At 44.8% G+C, this 20,399-nt stretch carries 16 protein-coding genes and 1 other RNA gene; 16 read left to right on the forward strand and 1 reads right to left on the reverse strand.

Annotated features, from left to right (window positions below):
• Positions 1–26: 26 nt before the first annotated feature.
• The 14 genes from gap to MKY19_RS00985 all read left to right on the forward strand — a co-directional run bounded on the left by gap (position 27) and on the right by MKY19_RS00985 (position 16,815).
• A complete protein-coding gene (gene gap / locus MKY19_RS00920) occupies positions 27–1,037 on the forward strand; it encodes a type I glyceraldehyde-3-phosphate dehydrogenase (protein ID WP_036687120.1) in 1,011 nt (336 codons plus the stop codon).
• Between the two features lie 116 nt (positions 1,038–1,153).
• Entirely contained in the window at positions 1,154–2,335 is a 1,182-nt protein-coding gene (locus MKY19_RS00925; RefSeq protein ID WP_042184036.1) for a phosphoglycerate kinase, read from the forward strand.
• A 27-nt stretch (positions 2,336–2,362) separates the two neighbouring features.
• Positions 2,363–3,115: a triose-phosphate isomerase gene (tpiA, locus tag MKY19_RS00930; RefSeq protein WP_042123325.1), complete on the forward strand. Its 753-nt coding sequence runs from the start codon at positions 2,363–2,365 to the stop codon at positions 3,113–3,115.
• Position 3,116: 1 nt separating this feature from the next.
• Entirely contained in the window at positions 3,117–4,661 is a 1,545-nt protein-coding gene (gene gpmI / locus MKY19_RS00935; protein WP_042123328.1) for a 2,3-bisphosphoglycerate-independent phosphoglycerate mutase, read from the forward strand.
• 68 nt (positions 4,662–4,729) lie between these two features.
• Positions 4,730–6,016, forward strand: a complete 1,287-nt coding sequence (gene eno / locus MKY19_RS00940) for a phosphopyruvate hydratase (protein WP_042123330.1) — start codon at positions 4,730–4,732, stop codon at positions 6,014–6,016.
• 210 nt (positions 6,017–6,226) lie between these two features.
• Positions 6,227–6,460 (forward strand): preprotein translocase subunit SecG, encoded by a 234-nt coding sequence (secG, locus tag MKY19_RS00945; protein WP_042123332.1) that lies wholly within the window; start codon positions 6,227–6,229, stop codon positions 6,458–6,460.
• A 346-nt stretch (positions 6,461–6,806) separates the two neighbouring features.
• The gene (gene rnr / locus MKY19_RS00950) at positions 6,807–9,677 is read left to right on the forward strand and encodes a ribonuclease R (protein WP_339804093.1); all 2,871 of its coding nucleotides are present in this window, start codon (positions 6,807–6,809) and stop codon (positions 9,675–9,677) included.
• A 730-nt stretch (positions 9,678–10,407) separates the two neighbouring features.
• Positions 10,408–10,887 carry an SsrA-binding protein SmpB gene (smpB, locus tag MKY19_RS00955; protein ID WP_339244261.1) on the forward strand — a complete coding sequence of 160 codons (480 nt, stop codon included), beginning with the start codon at positions 10,408–10,410 and terminating at the stop codon, positions 10,885–10,887.
• A gap of 198 nt (positions 10,888–11,085) precedes the next feature.
• Positions 11,086–11,450, forward strand: a transfer-messenger RNA (tmRNA) gene (gene ssrA, locus MKY19_RS00960).
• 229 nt (positions 11,451–11,679) lie between these two features.
• Positions 11,680–12,045 (forward strand): hypothetical protein, encoded by a 366-nt coding sequence (locus tag MKY19_RS00965; protein WP_042184038.1) that lies wholly within the window; start codon positions 11,680–11,682, stop codon positions 12,043–12,045.
• A gap of 474 nt (positions 12,046–12,519) precedes the next feature.
• Positions 12,520–13,011 carry an RNA polymerase sigma factor gene (locus tag MKY19_RS00970; RefSeq protein WP_339799696.1) on the forward strand — a complete coding sequence of 164 codons (492 nt, stop codon included), beginning with the start codon at positions 12,520–12,522 and terminating at the stop codon, positions 13,009–13,011.
• A complete protein-coding gene (locus MKY19_RS00975) occupies positions 13,008–13,685 on the forward strand; it encodes a zf-HC2 domain-containing protein (protein WP_339799698.1) in 678 nt (225 codons plus the stop codon). Before MKY19_RS00970 ends, MKY19_RS00975 begins: the two co-directional genes overlap by 4 nt.
• Positions 13,686–14,159: 474 nt before the next feature.
• Complete coding sequence (locus MKY19_RS00980; protein WP_339268163.1) at positions 14,160–15,467, forward strand: aminoacetone oxidase family FAD-binding enzyme; 1,308 nt, start codon at positions 14,160–14,162, stop codon at positions 15,465–15,467.
• 31 nt (positions 15,468–15,498) lie between these two features.
• Entirely contained in the window at positions 15,499–16,815 is a 1,317-nt protein-coding gene (locus MKY19_RS00985) for an NAD(P)/FAD-dependent oxidoreductase (RefSeq protein ID WP_042184042.1), read from the forward strand.
• Between the two features lie 142 nt (positions 16,816–16,957).
• On the opposite strand, the gene MKY19_RS00990 is transcribed toward MKY19_RS00985, so the two are convergent.
• On the reverse strand, positions 16,958–17,947 hold the full coding sequence (locus tag MKY19_RS00990; protein ID WP_339799700.1) for a zinc-binding dehydrogenase: 990 nt from the start codon (positions 17,945–17,947) through the stop codon (positions 16,958–16,960).
• 128 nt (positions 17,948–18,075) lie between these two features.
• Here MKY19_RS00990 and MKY19_RS00995 point away from each other — a divergent pair, with 128 nt between their 5' ends.
• Complete coding sequence (locus MKY19_RS00995; RefSeq protein ID WP_339268167.1) at positions 18,076–18,933, forward strand: LysR family transcriptional regulator; 858 nt, start codon at positions 18,076–18,078, stop codon at positions 18,931–18,933.
• An 87-nt stretch (positions 18,934–19,020) separates the two neighbouring features.
• Complete coding sequence (locus MKY19_RS01000) at positions 19,021–20,274, forward strand: mechanosensitive ion channel domain-containing protein (RefSeq protein WP_076286813.1); 1,254 nt, start codon at positions 19,021–19,023, stop codon at positions 20,272–20,274.
• Positions 20,275–20,399: the final 125 nt, after the last annotated feature.

A 20,399-nucleotide genomic window follows, 5' to 3' on the forward strand; every position in this document is an offset into this window, starting at 1 on the left:
AAACGAATTCTAGGAGGAACTATTCAATGAGTGTAAAAGTTGGAATTAACGGATTTGGACGTATTGGACGCCTTGCTTTCCGCCGTATTCAAAATGTAGAAGGTATCGAAGTGGTAGCAATCAACGACTTGACTGACGCTAAGATGCTTGCTCATTTGCTTAAATATGATACAACTCAAGGTAAATTCCAAGGTGATGTTGAAGTGCATGATGGCTTCTTCAAAGTCAATGGCAAAGAAGTTAAGGTTCTTGCTAACCGCAACCCTGAAGAATTGCCATGGGGCGACCTAGGCGTTGATATCGTACTTGAGTGCACAGGTTTCTTCACAACTAAAGAAGCAGCTGAAAAACACTTGAAAGGTGGAGCTAAGAAAGTAGTTATCTCCGCTCCAGCTACTGGCGACATGAAAACTGTCGTTTACAACGTTAACGATGACATTCTTGATGGTACTGAGACTGTTATTTCCGGCGCATCTTGCACAACGAACTGCCTAGCTCCAATGGCAAAAGTATTGAACGACAAGTTCGGTATCGTTGAAGGCTTGATGACTACAATTCACGCTTACACTGGTGACCAAAACACTTTGGATGCTCCACACGCTAAAGGTGACTTCAGACGCGCTCGTGCAGCAGCTGAGAACATCATTCCTAACACTACTGGTGCTGCTAAAGCAATCGGTCTTGTTATTCCAGAACTTAAAGGTAAATTGGATGGCGCGGCTCAACGTGTTCCAGTTGCAACTGGTTCCCTGACTGAGCTTGTAACTGTTCTTGATAAGAGCGTTACTGTTGAAGAAATCAACGCAGCAATGAAAGCAGCTTCCGATCCAGACACTTATGGTTACACTGAAGATGAAATCGTATCTTCCGATATCAAAGGTATGACTTTCGGATCCCTGTTCGATGCTACACAAACTAAAGTATTGACTGTTGGCGACAAACAACTCGTTAAGACTGTTGCTTGGTATGACAATGAAATGTCCTACACTGCACAATTGGTTCGTACTTTGGAGAAATTCGCTAAAATCGCTAAGTAATTGACTTGATATAAGTAACATCTATAGAGCGGAAACAGAAGTTCCTTGTTTCCGCTCTTTCTAAATGTATTTCTTGTTTCCTGCTAGAAACAACTTTGGGTGTGGAGGAATTAATCATGAACAAAAAGAGCGTCCGTGATGTAGAAGTAAAGGGTAAACGCGTATTTGTACGCGTGGATTTCAACGTACCTGTAGAAGACGGTAAGATTACTGATGATACTCGTATTCGCGAAACCCTTCCTACCATTAAATATTTGATTGAGAACGGTGCAAAGATCATTCTTGCGAGTCACATGGGTCGTCCTAAAGGTCAATTCGTAGATTCCATGCGTTTGACTACTGCTGCTGAACGTCTGTCCGAGCTTCTCGGCAAACCAGTAGCTAAAGCTGACGAAGCTGTTGGCGAAGCTGTCAAAGCAAAAATTGCTGAGCTAGGCGAAGGCGACGTACTTGTACTTGAGAATGTTCGTTTCTACCCAGGCGAAGAAAAGAACGATCCTGAATTGGCTAAACAATTCGCTGAACTGGCTGATTTGTTCGTCAATGATGCGTTTGGCGCGGCTCACCGTGCACATGCATCGACAGAAGGTATCGCTCATTTCCTACCAGCTGTATCCGGTCTTTTGATGGAGAAAGAATTGACCGTTCTTGGTAAAGCTCTTACTAACCCAGAACGTCCTTTCACTGCGATCATCGGTGGTTCGAAAGTTAAAGACAAGATTGATGTTATTGATAACTTGTTGTCTTTGGCTGATAACGTCCTGATCGGCGGTGGATTGTCTTATACATTCACTAAAGCACAAGGCTTTGAAATCGGTAAGTCACTTGTAGACAACGACAAACTTGACGTTGCTCTTGGATTCATCGAAAAAGCTAAAGCACTTGGCAAAAACTTCATGCTTCCTGTTGATGTTGTTGTTGCTGATAAATTCGGTGCTGATGCTAACACTAAGATCGTTAATTACAATGAAATCCCAGAAGGTTGGGAAGGACTTGATATCGGACCTAAGACTCGTGAACTTTACGCCGATATTATCAAGAACTCCAAGCTGGTTGTCTGGAATGGACCTATGGGCGTATTCGAAATCGATAAATTCGCTGAAGGTACACTTGCAGTAGCAAAAGCTTGTGCAACAACTGAAGGTTACACTGTTATTGGCGGCGGAGATTCCGCAGCAGCAGCAGAAAAATTCCACCTGGCTGACCAAATGGATCACATCTCCACTGGTGGCGGTGCATCTCTTGAGTTCATGGAAGGCAAGGCGCTTCCTGGCGTAGAAGCACTGAACGACAAGTAAGACGTATAGAAGGAGGCAATTTAATTCATGAGAACACCAATTATTGCGGGTAACTGGAAGATGTTCAAAACAGTTCCTGAAGCAGAAAGCTTTATTGCTGACATCAAAGGCAAAGCAGAAGTAGAAGGCGTTGAGACTGTAATCTGCGCCCCATTTACTAACCTGCCTGCACTTGTAGCAGCTGCAAAAGGTACAGACATCAAGATTGGCGCACAGAACCTGCACTTTGAAGATAACGGTGCTTACACAGGAGAAATCAGTGGTGTAATGCTTAGCGATCTTGGCGTAGACTATGTAATCATTGGTCACTCAGAGCGTCGTGCTTATTTTGGCGAAACAGATGAAATCGTGAATAAGAAAATGCATGCTGCATTCCGTCACGGTATCACTCCAATCGTATGTGTTGGCGAAAAGCTCGAAGAGCGTGAAGCTGATCAAACTAAAGCAGTATGTAAAGTGCAAACTGAAGCTGCATTCCAAGGACTTAGTGCCGAGCAAGCAGCAAAAGTTGTCATTGCATACGAACCTATCTGGGCTATTGGCACAGGTAAATCATCCACTTCCCAAGATGCTAACGAAGTTATTGCTTACATCCGCAGTCTTGTAAAAGATTTGTATGATGTTGCAACAGCTGAAGCTGTTCGTATTCAATACGGCGGCAGCGTGAAGCCTGAGAATGTAACTGAGTACATGGGCCAAAGCGACATCGATGGTGCGCTTGTTGGCGGTGCCAGCTTGCAGCCTGCTTCCTTCGTTCAATTGGTTGAGGGGGCGAAGTAAGATGTCAGCTCCAAGACCTGTAGCTTTGATCATCATGGATGGTTTCGGTTTGCGTGGAACATCTGAAGGTAACGCCGTTGCTCAAGCTAACAAACCTAACTATGACCGTTACTTGAAACAATATCCTAATACTACCCTTACTGCTTGTGGTGAAGCTGTTGGTCTTCCAGAAGGCCAAATGGGCAACTCTGAAGTAGGGCACTTAAATATTGGTGCAGGACGGATTGTATACCAGGATTTGACTCGTATCGATAAATCGATCCGTGAGGGCGAATTCTTCGATAATGAAACACTGGTAGCAGCAGTTAGAAATGCTAAGAACACAGGTAAAAAGCTTCATCTTTACGCGCTTGTATCCGACGGAGGGGTACATAGCCATATTAATCACCTGTTTGCTATGCTTGACCTGGCTAAGAAAGAAGATATGCACGAAGTGTATATCCATGCTTTCATGGATGGCCGGGACGTACCTCCAGATAGTGGTAAGAAGTTTGTTCAAGATCTGGTTGCTAAGATTGAAGAAGTTGGAGTAGGTACAATTGCAACGGTATCCGGGCGTTATTACGCAATGGACCGTGACAAACGTTGGGATCGTGTAGAAAAAGCCTATCGTGCTATGGTTTATGGCGAAGGACCGAAATACACAGATGCTCTGCAAGCTATCACTGCATCTTATTCAAATTCCGTGTTCGACGAATTCGTTGAACCTAGCGTGATTGTAGACAGTGAAGGCAAGCCGGTAACGGCAGTAGAGAGCGGCGATTCTGTCGTGTTCCTCAACTTCCGCCCTGACCGTGCTATTCAGTTGTCACAAGTGTTCACGAATCAAGATTTCCGTGGTTTCGACCGGGGTCCTTTGTTCCCGCAAGACTTGCACTTCGTATGCCTGACTACTTTCAGTGAAACGGTACAAGGTTATGTAGCCTATTCACCGAAGAACCTGGATAACACATTGGGTGAAGTACTTGTGCAACACAACAAGAAGCAACTGCGCATCGCGGAAACTGAGAAGTATCCGCACGTAACGTTCTTCTTCAGTGGTGGACGTGATGAGGAACTTCCAGGAGAAACTCGTATCTTGATCAACTCTCCTAAAGTGGCAACCTATGATCTTCAACCCGAGATGAGTGCTTACGAAGTGGCTGCAGCCTGCGTAGCAGAAATCGAAGCGGAAAGACAGGATGCTATTATCCTTAACTTTGCAAACCCTGATATGGTTGGACACTCCGGTATGTTGGAGCCAACAATCAAGGCTGTAGAGGTAACTGATGAGTGTGTAGGTAAAGTAGTGGACGCAGTAGTTGCCAAGGGTGGCGTTGCGATCATTATCGCCGATCACGGTAATGCAGACATGGTATTTGATGAGAACGGTCGTCCGTTCACAGCTCATACCACTAACCCGGTTCCGTTCATCCTTACGGATGAAAATGTTGTATTGCGCGATCGCGGTATCCTTGCTGATGTAGCACCAACTATTCTGGATCTGATGGGAATTCCGCAACCTGCGGAAATGACTGGTCAATCCATGATCGCTAGTCGCAAATAAGGAAACAATACCTAAGATTAAGCTTCAACAATCAAAACCAAAACATTGTTTAAAGGAGATTAACTAAAATGACTATTATTTCTGATGTTTATGCTCGCGAAGTCCTTGACTCCCGTGGTAACCCTACTGTAGAGGTTGACGTTTATCTTGAATCCGGTGCTAAAGGCCGCGCTATCGTTCCATCCGGCGCTTCCACTGGCGCTCATGAAGCTGTAGAGCTTCGTGATGGCGACAAATCCCGTTACATGGGTAAAGGCGTTCTGAAAGCTGTTGAGAACGTAAATGAAATCATCGCTCCAGAAGTTATTGGTATGGACGCTCTTGACCAAGTGGGCATCGACAAATTGATGATCACTTTGGACGGAACTCATAACAAAGGTAAATTGGGCGCTAACGCAATCCTAGCTGTATCCATGGCCGTAGCTCGTGCAGCTGCAGCAGCATTGGATATTCCTTTGTACGTATACCTGGGCGGATTCAACGCTAAAACTCTTCCAGTACCAATGATGAACATCATCAATGGTGGTGAGCATGCGGACAACAACATCGACGTTCAAGAGTTTATGGTTCTTCCTGTAGGAGCTCCAAGCTTCAAAGAAGCTCTTCGTACAGGTGCTGAAATCTTCCACAACTTGAAATCCGTACTTCAATCCAAAGGCCTGAACACAGCTGTTGGTGACGAAGGTGGTTTCGCACCAAACCTTGGTTCGAATGAAGAAGCAATCACTACAATTATCGAAGCTATCGAAAAAGCTGGTTACAAACCAGGCGTTGACGTATTCTTGGGTATGGACGTTGCTTCCACTGAGTTCTACAAAGACGGTAAATACACACTTGCTGGCGAAGGTAAATCTTACACTTCCGCTGAGTATGTTGACCTTCTTGCTTCATGGGTTGAGAAATATCCTATCATCACAATCGAAGACGGTATGTCCGAAGACGACTGGGATGGTTGGAAATTGCTTACTGAAAAATTGGGAGATAAAGTTCAATTGGTTGGTGACGACTTGTTCGTTACAAACACTGAGCGTCTTGCAACAGGTATCGAAAAAGGTATCGGTAACTCCATCTTGGTTAAAGTTAACCAAATTGGTACATTGACTGAAACTTTCGATGCTATCGAAATGGCTAAACGTGCTGGTTACACAGCAGTTATCTCTCACCGTTCCGGTGAATCCGAAGATAGCACAATCGCTGACATCGCTGTTGCGACTAACGCTGGTCAAATCAAAACAGGTGCTCCTTCCCGTACAGACCGTGTTGCTAAATACAACCAATTGCTTCGCATCGAAGACGAGTTGGGTGAATTGGCTCAATACAACGGCCTGAAATCTTTCTACAACCTTAAAAGATAATCTGCTTTTATAGCAGAGTACGAAGACCCGCCATTATGGCGGGTCTTTTTTAATATGTGTTTATCCTAATCTTTCAAGAAAAGCTACGACTTAACAGTCTAGGCGGTTGTATTACCGGCACTGCTATGATAAAATAAGAATACTGTTTATGTATCGTGATAACCTCAATTACCATAGATAGTGATGCTTAGGCGTAGGAGGTGGAAGTGAATGGATATCTTTTTGAAAGTTGTGCTCCTGATTTTTTCCGTCGGTCTTATTGCGGTCGTTCTTCTGCAAAAGGGGAAAAGCGCGGGTCTTTCCGGTGCCATCTCCGGTGGTGCTGAGCATCTCTTTGGTAAAACAAAAGCTCGTGGTATGGAACTCGTACTACAACGTGTAACAGTTGGACTTGCTGCAGGATTCTTCATTATGGCGATTCTAGCTGCTGTTTTCATTGACTAAAGTACCTACAGTAAGCCCTCGCTCTGTTCTGAATGGAATGGAGCGAAGGCTTTTTTGTTATAATAAAAAGGGGATAAAGCACCTGCAGGTGCTTTTCTTTGCATAGCAGAAAGAATAAGATTCGATACGGTAAAGCCTTAATAAACAAACTTTTTCCTTCGGTGTGAATGAAATTTTGTACTGCGTTTACCTTTGGATGACAGTAACAGGGATGCGCAGGATTGATTTCGTGTATACTAGGGTATGAAGTAGGTAAAGGTAAATTTTACTTGGCATTACTACAGAGCAGGACAAGACATACATATTTGCCAGCGGCTTGGAGCCGCGGAGGGCTGGGGTGACGAACATGATAACACAAGAAATATTACTCGATTTCATGCGGGAAACTGCATATAAACCAATGACTTATGAAGAGCTGGTGAGCCATTTTGCTCTAGAAGATAGCACAGGGTTTAAAAAGTTCGAGGAATTACTAATTGAATTAGAGCAGGACGGAAGAATTGTATTAACTCGTAATGCACGTTATGGCGTGCCGGAACGAATGGATTTACTGCGAGGCCGGTTACAGGCTCATGCGAAAGGCTTCGCTTTTCTTATCCCGGATGATCGTGATCATCCTGACGTATATATCCATGCGAATGATCTTAAGGGAGCTATGAATGGTGATATCGTCCTTATCCGTATTACCTCTAAAAGTCCGTCCGGCGGACGTATGGAAGGCGAAGTTGAGCGCATTGTAAAACGGGGAGTACTGCAGACGGTTGGCGTATTTCAAAACCTGGAGACCTATGGCTTTGTGCTGCCTGATGATAAACGGATTAACCGCGATATTTTTATTCCGAAGCAATCCTTCATGGGGGCGGTAGACGGTCAAAAGGTCGTTGTACGTATCGTGAATTATCCAGAAGGCCGATCAGCGGCAGAGGGTGAAATTATTGAGATCCTCGGACATAAGGATGATCCAGGAGTCGATATTCTATCTATTATACGTAAGCATCAGCTGCCAGAGGCCTTTCCGGCTGAAGTGATGAACGAAGCGGACAACGCTCCGGATTCAATCACAGAAGAGGAAATTGCTGAGCAGGGACGTCGCGACTTGCGCGGACTAAACATTGTCACGATTGATGGTGAGGATGCTAAGGACCTGGATGATGCGGTTAATGTTCAGCGACTGGAGAACGGAAACTACAAGCTAGGCGTGCATATTGCGGATGTAGGTTATTACGTACGCGAGAGCTCTGAGCTCGATAAAGAAGCCTATGATCGGGGCTGTAGTGTGTACTTGGTGGATCGGGTGATTCCGATGCTGCCTCACCGTTTGTCTAACGGTATTTGTAGTTTGAATCCACAGGTAGACCGCTTAACGATGTCCTGCGAGATGGAATTTAACGAACACATGAAGGTCGTGAAGCACGATGTCTTTACAAGTGTGATTCGCACCAAGGAAAGAATGACTTATTCCAATGTCCGCACAATTTTGGAGGATGAAGACGCTGAATTGCTGGAGCGCTATAGTCCATTAATTGATGATTTCCGTCTCATGAAAGAATTGGCGATGAAGCTGCGTGATGCACGGATGCGGCGAGGTGCGGTTGATTTTGATTTTGAAGAAAGCAAAATCATCGTAGATGAGAATGGCAAGGCTGTAGATATTGTGAAGCGTGAGCGTTCTGTAGCTGAGCAGATTATCGAGGAATTTATGCTCGCGGCGAATGAAACAGTTGCGGAGCATTTTCACTGGTTGAAGGTTCCGTTCCTTTACCGGATTCACGAAGATCCAGATCCAGAGAAGCTGCAGAATTTTATGGCTTTTGCAGCTAATTTCGGATATCACGTGAAGGGACGTGGCAATTCGGTTCATCCACGTGCTTTGCAGGATCTGTTGGAGCAAATCCAAGGGACTAAAGAACAGACCGTTATTAGCACAATGATGTTACGCTCCATGAAGCAGGCGAAATATGATGCGGAGAGCACAGGCCATTTCGGACTGGCTGCGGAATACTATTCCCACTTCACTTCGCCGATTCGCCGTTACCCCGATCTGGTCATTCACCGCGTAATGCGTGAAGTGATTGAGAATGGAGGGGCGCTGAGCCAAAAACGACATGATTATTTGGCCGGCCGGATGCCTGACATTGCTCAGCAGTCCTCGGAGCGTGAGCGTGTAGCGGTAGAAGCAGAACGCGATACAGAACAGCTGAAGAAAGCTGAATACATGCAGGATAAAGTAGGCGAGGAATTCGAGGCAATGGTCAGCAGTGTGACCAGCTTCGGAATGTTCATCGAGCTGGACAATACCGTCGAAGGCCTTATTCGTCTCAGCGCTATGAGCGACGATTATTATCACTTCGACGAGGCCCATATGGCGCTCATCGGCGAGCGCACATCACGGGTGTTCCGTATTGGCGACGAGGTGAAAATTCGAGTCGCCAAGGTAAACATGGATGACCACACGATCGATTTCGAGTTGGTCGACATGAAACCACGCGCGCCAGGTGAGCATCGCGGCGGTGGTTTTGGAGGCGGCCGCGGTGGCAAAGGCGGCCGTCCAGGTAGCGGCGGCTTCAAGGCGCCAGCCGGGGGTAAAGGCGGCGCGGGCAGCAAGGGCCGCGGCGGTAAAGGCAAGCCCGGCGCTGCTGTAGGCACGGGCAAGGGCAAGCCGGGCGCTGGTGTGCGCGCCGGCGAAGCGGCCGGTGTTGGTGCACCGGGCGGACGCGGAAAGCGGAAGCGCGGGCGTGATTCCGGCGAGGATGCGAGCCGGGTAGTTGCGGCGCCGGGCGGAAGCACCGGCGCAGAGCGCGGGGGCGAAGCCGGCGGTAACGCAGGCGCGCCACGTGAGCGCAGCGGCGGGCGAGGCCGCGGCGGTGACAACGGCGGTGCCGGTGGTGGACGCGGCATCAGCTTCGGATTTGGCTCCGGCAAAGGCGGATACGGCGCTCCTGCGTCTGACTCTTCCAGCGGCGAAGTCCGCGGCCTGGACGGCAGCACGAAGTTCCGTAGCCGTGAGGACCGCGGCGGTAACTTTGGCGGTGGAGAAGGCCGTAGCGGCGCTCCAACAGGTAAAGGTCGCCGGAAAAAGAAGAACAAAAGCGGTGTGTTCATCGGTCAATCCGTGACACCAGGCAACGTTCAGACGTCGGAACAAGCCGCTTCTAAACGTAGTGACAATACAGGCAGCGCTCCAGACGGAGCTCCTCGTAAGAGAAAGAAGAAATAAATAACGTTATGGGCTACGTTTCGTAGCTCTATGACGAAAGATTAAGCACCGCTCCCTTTGATTGGGGGCGGTGCTTTTTTAATTCTTTTTCGCTGCTCAAGTGTTAAATTCTCGTTTCTAACCGAGACTATTGGTTGCCGCAAGTTTGTTGAGTAATAATCAGAAGAAGCTAGGTTACAGCATCGTTTTGTAACTATGACACTTGGTTGGAGCAAAGTAACCCGTGATATCACGATGCTTATTTTTTTATTGCATAATGTGCAGTTAAAATTCCGGCGTTTCAGTAGAGATTGAGGTTAATTGCACTTTGTACATCTAAATCTGATCAGTATTTTCAAAACGGCATGATTTCGAGTTTTTAACTGCAGAAAGTACAACTAAACAACCATCGAGCATCTAAATATATTAAATAGATGTATAAAGTGCATTTATGTAGCTTTAGGGTAGCGTCGGAGGAGAGAGTAAATAGAAAAGGGTATGAGTTAACTGAGATGTGTGAATATAGAAACATAAACACTCGTTTATCAATAAATGTAATTAAGGTTAACTATTGGGTAAACTTACTGACAACTAGTTGTCAAAATGGCTGAGAAAGGATTACCTGATCCTTCCTTGCGCACAATCGATTCCATTTGTTACAATATAGATCAGACGTTCGATGACTATGTCGTTTAAGATTAGAGAGACATGGTTACTTTAACTTATGAATATGATTCAAGGAGTGATTCTCATGGGTAAAAAAGCAGACGGGAAAGTACTTGCCCAGAACAAAAAAGCTTCCCATGATTATTTTATCGAGGATACTTATGAAGCTGGCTTGGTGCTGACAGGTACAGAGATCAAGTCGCTGCGTAATGGCCGCGCTAATATTGGAGATGCTTTTGCTACGATCCGTAACGGTGAGATTCACATTCACAACATGCATATCAGCCCTTTTGAACAAGGTAATCGTGCTAACCCTACGGACCCGACGCGTACTCGTAAATTGCTGATGCATAAGGAGCAAATTCATAAACTGCTGGGCTTGTCCAAGCGAGATGGATTTACGATTGTGCCACTCAAGATTTATGTGCGGAATGGCTATGCGAAGCTGTTAATTGGTCTTGGTAAAGGTAAGAAAGAGTACGATAAACGTGACTCTGCTGCTAAGCGTGATGCTCAACGTGATATTCAGCGTGTATTGCGTGAGAAGCAAAAGATCGCCAGATAATCGAGGAAGAATGTACGATTCAAATGAGTACCAGTTTCCACCTTCAATTCCTTTAACCTACGTGTTAAAGTATTGATAAATGTGATATACTGAGTAAGTAAGATTATTGCTTCGTTACAGACTTCTTGAAGAAGAAGCTGTGGATAGGATCTCTCTTGCTTGGAAGATCCGCTTGATCCGAAGCGCCCTTTTTAATGAGGGGCCGTTCTTGGATTCGACGGGGGTAGTTCGAGCATGAGTAGCGAGTAGTGGGGACGCGTCCGCTTCATCAACGCTAAAGCCTATTAAACGGCAAACAACAAAACAACTACGCTTTCGCAGCCTAAGAAACTGCGCGCGTGCTTCTACCCTGCATCGCCCATGTGACAGGGATAGGGGCTAACAAGTAGTGGGATACGCCGTCTGGTCTCCGCCTGGGGTCAACGGAAGAAGATAATCAGGCTGACCCAACGTATAGCCGGTTACGGGGCGATACTCGGGTGACATCAAAACTGTGACTACACTCGTAGAAGCTTATGTGCCGTTATCTTCGGACAGGGGTTCGACTCCCCTCGGCTCCATAAGAAAAACCCGCTAAAATAGCGGGTTTTTTGCTGTTTAGTGGTTGGATTGCTGACCGAATGTAGACAAGGAGTTATAGGGAACTAAATGTGTTCATTATTGTAGACATGTTGTCTACATCTAAAATTAGATCATTCACTTTGAAGTTATTAATATCTATAAGAGCCCGAACTGATATAAAATTATAGTATTAAGCATCCAAAAACAAAAACATTCGGAGGAATTACTATCATGAGTTTTACTATTGATTATGTTAAAAACAAAAACAGAATTATTGTAACATCGGACGGTATGGATGTTGAGGATGCCCTTGCGTACGCGGAACAATTTCCGAAAGTACTGAAGAAAACTAAGCGAGGGTTTACAGGTATGACTGTAATTACTGGTGGCCTGGTATTTAAGCAAGAAGTGTTGGCAATTCTTGCTCCAACTAGTGAAGATGCTGTAAAAGCTGGAATCTCTACAAAACACAAATGGGTGTATGTTGCGCCTACCTCGTTCTACAAAACGCAAATGCATCGTATGTTTAAAGATATTGCAAACTTGTACGAATCGATAGAAGAAGCTGAAACGTATCTTGATTCTGCAGGGAATTAGCAACTTCTAAAAATTAAAAGAATCTAGCCATCATCTGTAGCGTCAAAGGTACTTTCTGCGTATTAACTTATATAATTGGATCACTATACTAAGGAGTTATTCCTATGATCAGTCTCCTTTTTTAACCATAGATAAGTAATTTCTATACGATTCTATAATTTGTTAAATATATAACAAGCAAGAGCAGTAATATAGCCAATTTTTATCTAAGTAAAATCAAACGGACTCATCAAATGCTGGTTAGAATGCTTCTAGAGTGACATCAAAACTGTGACTACACTCGTAAAAGCTTACGTGCCGTTACCTTCGGACAGGGGTTCGACTCCCCTCGGCTCCATATGGAGTGTAAGTGATGACACCTTTAGGGGTGTCTTTTTTATTTCTTTTTTTCTATTACAAGTACAATAAAATAAACTGAATTCATTGTAACGTTTTTATGTTTAGTTAGTCTTATATATGTAAGGTGGTGAACCCTTGGACAAATCAGATGAATTAGAAGGAGTCTATGATCAATACTTTCATGATGTATACATATTTGTGCTGTCGTTAAGCAGGGACGAGAAGATTGCCGAGGAAATTACACAGGAAACCTTTTTTAAAGCGCTGAAGCGAATTGACCAGTTCAGGGGGGACTGCAAAATGAGCGTCTGGCTGTGTCAGATTGCGAAAAATACTTATTTCTCCTATATGGACGGGCAGCGGAGGTTCGCTTCGTTGGCTGTACAGGAAGAAGAGGGCAGCATTAATCTGGAGCAAAAACTCATTGATCAGACTGAAGCTATGCGTATTCATAAGGTTTTGCACGTTTTGAACGAGCCGTATAAGGAGGTTTTTATGCTCAGGTTATTTGGAGAACTGTCTTTCGATCATATTAGTCAAATCTTTGGCCGAACGGAAAGCTGGGCAAGAGTGACCTATCACCGTGCTCGGCTAAGAATACAAAATCTTCTAATGGAGGATAAATGATGAACCGAATCTCATGTGACGTAGTTCAAGATCTTCTCCCCTTGTATTATGATGACATATGCAGTGAAACTAGTAAGGGACTGGTGGAGGAACACCTTGTTGATTGCCCTGACTGCCGTTCTTCTCTGGAACAATTGAAATCCAGCCTGAGCTTGCCCATTCAAGATATTGAAGTAAATAAATTGGAGGGAAAAGGGCTGCAAAACATTAAAAGAATGTGGAGCCGTACCCGATCGATGGCTTTTATGAAAGGATTGTTTGTGGCTGCTTCCGTATGTGGAATGGTGATTCTTGGCTACTTCGGGTTGTTTCGCTGGAATATCCTACCGGTATCATCCGACCATATTATTATTTCTGATATAAGAACCACATCAAGCGGTGAAATTGCTTTTCGTGTTCAAATCAGGGACGGGTATAGTTTCGCTCATGTGAAGAATACCGTTAAGGATGATGGGAGTTTCTATATGACCCCCGTTCATCCTCTTATCATATCGAAGAAATATAATGCCTCCAATCCAGTCAGTGGCGAGATGTTCGTCAATCCTGTGAGTGTAAGGGCCTATCAGAAGAAGTATGGTAAAGATGTGGAGATTACGTCCATCTACTACGGTTCACCTGATCATCCGATTCTGATTTGGAAGAAGGGAATGGAACTGCCGACGGCAAGTCGATAATTAGGGGGCTCAAGTTGAGATAAGGGCTGTTCGACATCCAATCTGTCTTTACTATGTTTCATAAGTATAAAAATTATAATTATGTGACATCAAAACTGTAACTACACTCGTAAAAGCCTATGTGCCGTTATCTTCGGACAGGGGTTCGACTCCCCTCGGCTCCATATGGAGTATTATTGAAGACACCATGAAGGGTGTCTTTTTCATGTTTTCAGAGTATGATCTGGACTATACGTGGCGGTTCAAAAAAATGAGTATCTTGCTAGATCCAGTACTTTCGTATGTGGAATTAAAGATTGCAGTGAAGAAGGCGTGAAGAAAAATTTAAGGTTCTATATAGGGATAAAAAAGGCAAACATAGGATAGGAAGAGTTAATAGGGAGATATAAATGAAAACCAGTATACTTATGCTATAATTTAATAAAGTGACTCTGTGCTTTTAGAAAAATTGGATAAAGGATGCATTGACCAACCATGTATGAGAATCAGACTTCTATGCACCACAAGCTGTTTATTATCGGCGCAGGTGCTGCCGGACTAATGGCCGCCGTTACTGCGCGTGATATGGGTATCGATACTGCCATTCTGGAGGGTAACGACCGGATTGGAAAGAAGATATTAATGACAGGTGATGGCCGCTGTAACATTACGAATGAATCCACTGCAACGGGTACGGATGAAGCAATTGCTTTATCGCACAAGTATCACAGTAATCAGGCCGGATTTCCACTTGCGGTATTGCAGCAATTTGGCATCCGTCAGACTATAGATTTTTTCTCCTTTCTCGGGCTTCCACTTACAAGATTGAAGGAGGGCTTGATGTATCCAATGTCGCTGCAGGCAGCAGCGGTGCTGGATATTTTCCAGCTTGCGCTGGAGGATCGGAATGTTCCGGTATACCTCAATAACAAAGTGTTGGATGTTACTGTTTCGAAGAATCATCCGCGCTTCAAGATAAAATGCCAAACGGAGACAGAGGAGGAGGTTGTTTATACTAGCGACTATCTACTTCTATCTGCGGGTGGCCTTGCCGGTCCAAATGCGGGAAAAGAACCTCCTGGGTATACACTTGCCGAACGTCTGGGACACACCCTGATTAAGCCTTTGCCGGCCATTGTGCAATTGAAGCTGCAATATCCGAACATGAGGGCACTGTCCACTATCAAATCTCAGGGACAAGCTCATATCATTGTGAACGGTAAAGTCATCTGCAGTGAACAGGGCGAAATTGCCTTTACGGATTATGGTATTACCGGCCCGCCAATTCTTCAGCTAAGCAGGAAGGCTGCGTATCATCTTGCAAGAGGAGAACAGGTAACATTGTCGGTTGATCTGATGCCGGGCCGCACGGAGGAAGAGCTAGTTGAGTTTTTAGAAAGGCTCTGGGAGACCTTTGGACACCGGACTGTGGCGGATTGCCTTGTTGGCATTTTCAATAAGAAGCTTGTTTCTGTCCTACTAAAAGAGACTGGCTTAGATCAACAGCCAGAGCTGCTTTGCCAGGATCTATCGATGAAAACCAAGGGGAAATTTTATCGAATCTTGAAGCGTTGGGAATTTAAAGTGACGGATACCAATGGCTTTACGAATGCGCAAGTGACAGCCGGCGGCATTGATACGTCGGAACTCATCGAAGGAACGCTGGAATCCAAGCTGGTGCCTGGGCTGTATTTGGCTGGCGAAGTGATGGATGTCGACGGAGATTTCGGCGGCTATAACCTGCAATGGGCCTGGAGTTCCGGATATGTGGCCGCCATGGCGCTAGCTAAGTCAATTCAATAAATTTATTAGGAAAAGGGATGCATCAATTAACATGTATAAGGATCAGACTTCTAAGCACCACGAGCTGTTCATTATCGGTGGGGGTGCTGCAGGTCTAATGGCTGCAGTTACAGCGAGGGATCAAGGTATTGATACAGCAATTATTGAAAGCAATGACCGGCTTGGGAAGAAAATAATAACGACGGGTAACGGGCGTTGCAACATTACGAACCAATCCACCGCCACCGGTACGGATGAAGCGGCCGCTTTATCACGCAAGTATCACAGTAATCAGGAAGGATTCCCAATACATGTATTGCGGCAATTCGGTGTCCGCCAAACGATCGAATTTTTCTCCTCGCTCGGGCTTCCTTTTGTAAGCTTGGAGAATGGCCGGATGTATCCGATGTCGCTGCAGGCGGCTTCGGTGCCGGGTGTATTTAAGCTGGCGCTGGAGGATCGTAATGTTCCCGTATATTATAAACATAAAGTGTTGGATGTTACCGTTTCGGCGGGACATCCGCGGTTCGCGATAACCTGCCAGACGGAGACAGAGGAACAGGTTGTGTATACCAGCGACTATCTTTTTCTATGTGCAGGCGGCCTTACCGCTCCCAAAACAGGAACGGACGGCTCCGGTTATACGCTTGTCCAACGTCTGGGGCACACCCTGATCAACCCGGTGCCAGGCATTGTACAATTGAAGCTGGATTATCCGTATTTGAAGGAACTATCGGGCATCAAATTTGAGGGAGAGGCCCATGTTATCGTAAACAATGAAGTCATCCGCACTGAGTCTGGTGAGATTCTTTTTACGGACTATGGTATCTCGGGCCCGCCCATACTTCAGCTCAGCAGAAAGGCTGCGTATAATCTCGGAATAGGAGAATCGGTAACATTGTCGGTTGATTTAATGCCGGAGCGCACGGAGGAAGAGTTAATTGATTTTCTGGAGATCCACTGGGGGATCTTCGGACACCGGACGGTTGCCGATTCTTTTGTGGGCATCGTCAGCAAGAAACTGATTCCAGTTCTGCTGAAGGAGGCTGGAATTGATCAACAGCCGCACTTGCTTTGTATGGATTTATCATGGAAAACCAAGAAAATATTTTATCGAATCTTGAAACGTTGGGAATTTAAAGTGACCGATACCAATAGCTTCACGAATGCACAAACAACAGCCGGTGGCATCGATACGACGGAGCTAATCGAAGGAACGTTAGAATCTAAGTTAGTCCCTGGGCTGTATTTGGCAGGTGAAGTGATGGATGTCGATGGAGATTGCGGCGGCTATAACCTGCAATGGGCCTGGAGCTCCGGCTATGCTGCCGCGATGGCGCTTGCTAAACGACGTGTTAGCGCCACGTAATAGGATAGATGGTTGCTGACTCTTGGCATGTTGCAGTGGAAATACTTGCATGCCCTAGAACACACGGCGGCTAATGGATTTGCCATGCCACGCCTCGGTTCCATATAGAGTAAATAAAAGACACCTTGAGAGGTGTCTTTTTTCAATTAATTCTTATTCCAATATTGCCAGACTGCTGCCCTTGTTGCATTCGCTGAAAGGCTTGAAGGGTGTCTTGTAAAGGATACACACTATCAATGATAGGGCGTATCGAGTGAAATTCCATAAATTCAAGCATCGCAATAAACTCTTCACTGCTTCCCATTGAGGTGCCGATGATACTGATTTGGGGGTAAAATATGGATCGTGCAGCTATTTCCATTCGATCTCCTGAGCTTGCTCCAAACGTAACAATCCGGCCATTTGGCTTAATGATATCAAAGTACTGTTGGAACGTAGCTGGCCCGATACTGTCCAAGATGAGATCCACTGTATCTCCTTTCATACTTTCCTTCCAATCGCTATGACTGTCAAAGGCATGATCTGCCCCATGTGCAAGAGCAACTTGCCTTTTTGTTTCACTTCGTGATGTGACACTGACTCTTGCACCCGCTGCTGAAGCCATAAGCATGGCATAAGTAGCCACACCGCCACCAATACCCGGAATAAGGATATGTTCACCTTGCAGTAAGCGGCCTCTCGTAAACAAAGCCCGATAGGCTGTCAAGGCAGATAAGGGCAACACGCCCGCTTCTTCCCAAGACAAATAAGCTGGCTTGCTGATGGCATTTTGCGCAGGGATGACGATAGACTCGGCAAATGTACCATCTGAAGGGCCGCCCACTATGGCCGGAACGTTCGGGACATCGTGGGTGATTTCCCATCCGATACACGGATTAATGATTACATCGGTACCTACTGTAAGTGATGTTATGCCTTCACCTACCGCTTCAATTATACCCGCCCCATCAGAGCCCATAATCAGGGGAGCATCCTCATTTTTTCGATCCGCTATGAGAAATAAGTCTCGATGATTTAACCCTGCGGTTTTCAGCCTTACTTTTACTTCACCGAAGCCTGGCTGTTTATCAACAACGTCTTCATATGTCAGGCTCTTCAAGCCGTTCATCCCAGCATGTACGATTGCTTTCATCCTAATCCTCCAGTCATTCGTATTTCAATGAATCTATATTGAATTGTACAGAGTGGGAATCATACAGTAAAATGAACAAAACCGATTGTGAGTATCATAAATGATCATACCAAGCAGGTGACATAGAAATGGAAAGCGGAGATTTAAGAATATTTCAGGCTGTGGCTCGAGAGGGGAGCATAACCAAGGCTGCGCAAATGTTGAACTATGTACAGTCTAATGTGACGACTCGAATTCAGTATCTTGAGGCTCAGTTGAAAACACCCCTTTTTCGGAGATCCAATCGAGGAATGACGCTAACTTTGGCTGGAGAGAATTTACTGGGGTATGCGGATAAAATACTGACTCTGATGGACGAGGCTGTGAAAACAACACAATTTTCGGACCATCCTGCAGGGCCTCTTCGGATAGGGTCCATTGAAGCGACAGCAGTCATTCATCTGACTCCTTTATTGGCCGAGTATCAATCACGATATCCGGATGTAAATTTATCGCTCACTACGGGTGTGACACATGCGCTCTTACAAAAGGTATTGGATTACGAGCTTGATGGAGCGTTCGTCTATGGTCCTATTGATGAGCCAGATATAGAACATATCGCGGCCTTTGAAGAGGAGTTGGTGTTGATCTCTGAGCCGGGACAAAACGAAATGTATGAGCTACTCATGAAACCGATGTTGTTCTTTGACGTTGGATGTACGCATCGGGCAAAAGCAGAGAGTTTTCTGAGAGGCACTGGCCTGACCACTTATCAGATTATGGAATTTGGCACATTAGCAGTTATTCTAGATGGCGTTTCCTCTGGACTTGGTGTGTCTATGCTGCCACAGTCATCGATTGCCAAGGCGGAAGAACAGGGCATAATCACTTCCCACCGTTTGCCTGAAGAGTATCGAGATTTGCAGGTATGGTTTGTGCATAGACATGACACAATTTACTCAAGCGCGTTAACCAGGTTAATACAATTAGTTGAAACTAGGCAATAATAGTTCACCCGCAACGATCGATACGTCGAATGTTAGTGCTAGACCATTTCATCAAACAATTTAAGTAACACGCAGCAGGAGGAAATGATGAATTTTATAAAAGATCAACTAGCAGGATACGGTGTAAGCGAACAAATGACAGGTTATCTTTCGAATATAATCATGGTCTTATTTATAGCACTACTCTCTGTACTGGCCAATTTAATAGCCAAAAAAATCGTGCTGAAGATAATTATTCATTTCATTAGTAAGGATCGGTATGCATGGGATAATATCGTTTTGGAGAAAAAAGTGTTTCACAAGCTGTCGCATCTCGCTCCAGCCTTCATCATCTATTATTCTGCGTCTATCTTTCCGCTATATCAGGCTTTTATTGAAAAATCCGCCTTAACTTATATGATTATCGTAACTATCACGGTGTTTAATGCACTACTTAATGCCATTGATGCTATTTATCGCTCATTTGAGGTCTCCAAGATTAGACCGATCAAGGGGTACATTCAGGTTGCAAAGATTATTCTATTTATCATTGGTGTTATTGTAGTGATCTCTAACCTCATTGGTCAGAATCCACTGATTATACTTAGTGGGTTAGGTGCATTATCAGCTGTTTTTATGCTGATTTTCAAAGATTCTATATTGGGTTTGGTGGCAGGTGTTCAATTATCATCTAATGATATGGTTCGTGTAGGTGACTGGATCGAAATGCCTAAATATAATGCGGATGGTGATGTAATTGACATTACATTGAATACGGTAAAGGTTATGAATTTCGATAAAACAATCACCATGATTCCTAGCTACGCCCTTATTTCAGACTCGTTCAAAAACTGGAGGGGCATGCAAGTATCTGGCGGCAGAAGGATTAAACGAAGCGTTCATATCGATACAAGCAGCATATGTTTTTGTACAAAAGAAATGATGGAGGAATTCCAGAAGATTCACTACCTTTCCGATTTTATAAGGGCAAGATTAAATGAAATTAGCATTTATAATATCGAACATCAAATCAATACGGAGAGTAAAGTAAATGGAAGACATCTCACGAATGTTGGTGTATTCAGAGAATATATCCATGAATATCTGAGGAATCATCCTAAAATTCATAAGGATATGACGCTGATCGTCAGACAGCTCGCGCCAGAGGATAATGGACTGCCCTTAGAAATCTACGCGTTTAGCAATGATACTAACTGGGTGGTGTATGAATCGGTTCAAGCTGATATCTTTGATCACATTTTTGCAGTTGTACCGATATTTGGGCTTCGTGTCTTCCAAAACCCGACAGGCCATGATATTGCTCGCTTAAAAGAAAGCAAAGAGTATTCGTCTGGATACTGAAGATAAGAATGATTTGCAGGAGAAGGCATTGCTTAATATCAGTAAAAAAGCGACCATCGTTGGTCGCTTTTTTACGTTTTTTTCATTTTGGAAAGGATCATAAAACGTGCGATTTATTGGGGTGC

Origin of the sequence: Paenibacillus sp. FSL R5-0744, from assembly GCF_037972555.1 — a bacterium.
Lineage (GTDB): Bacteria > Bacillota > Bacilli > Paenibacillales > Paenibacillaceae > Paenibacillus_AQ.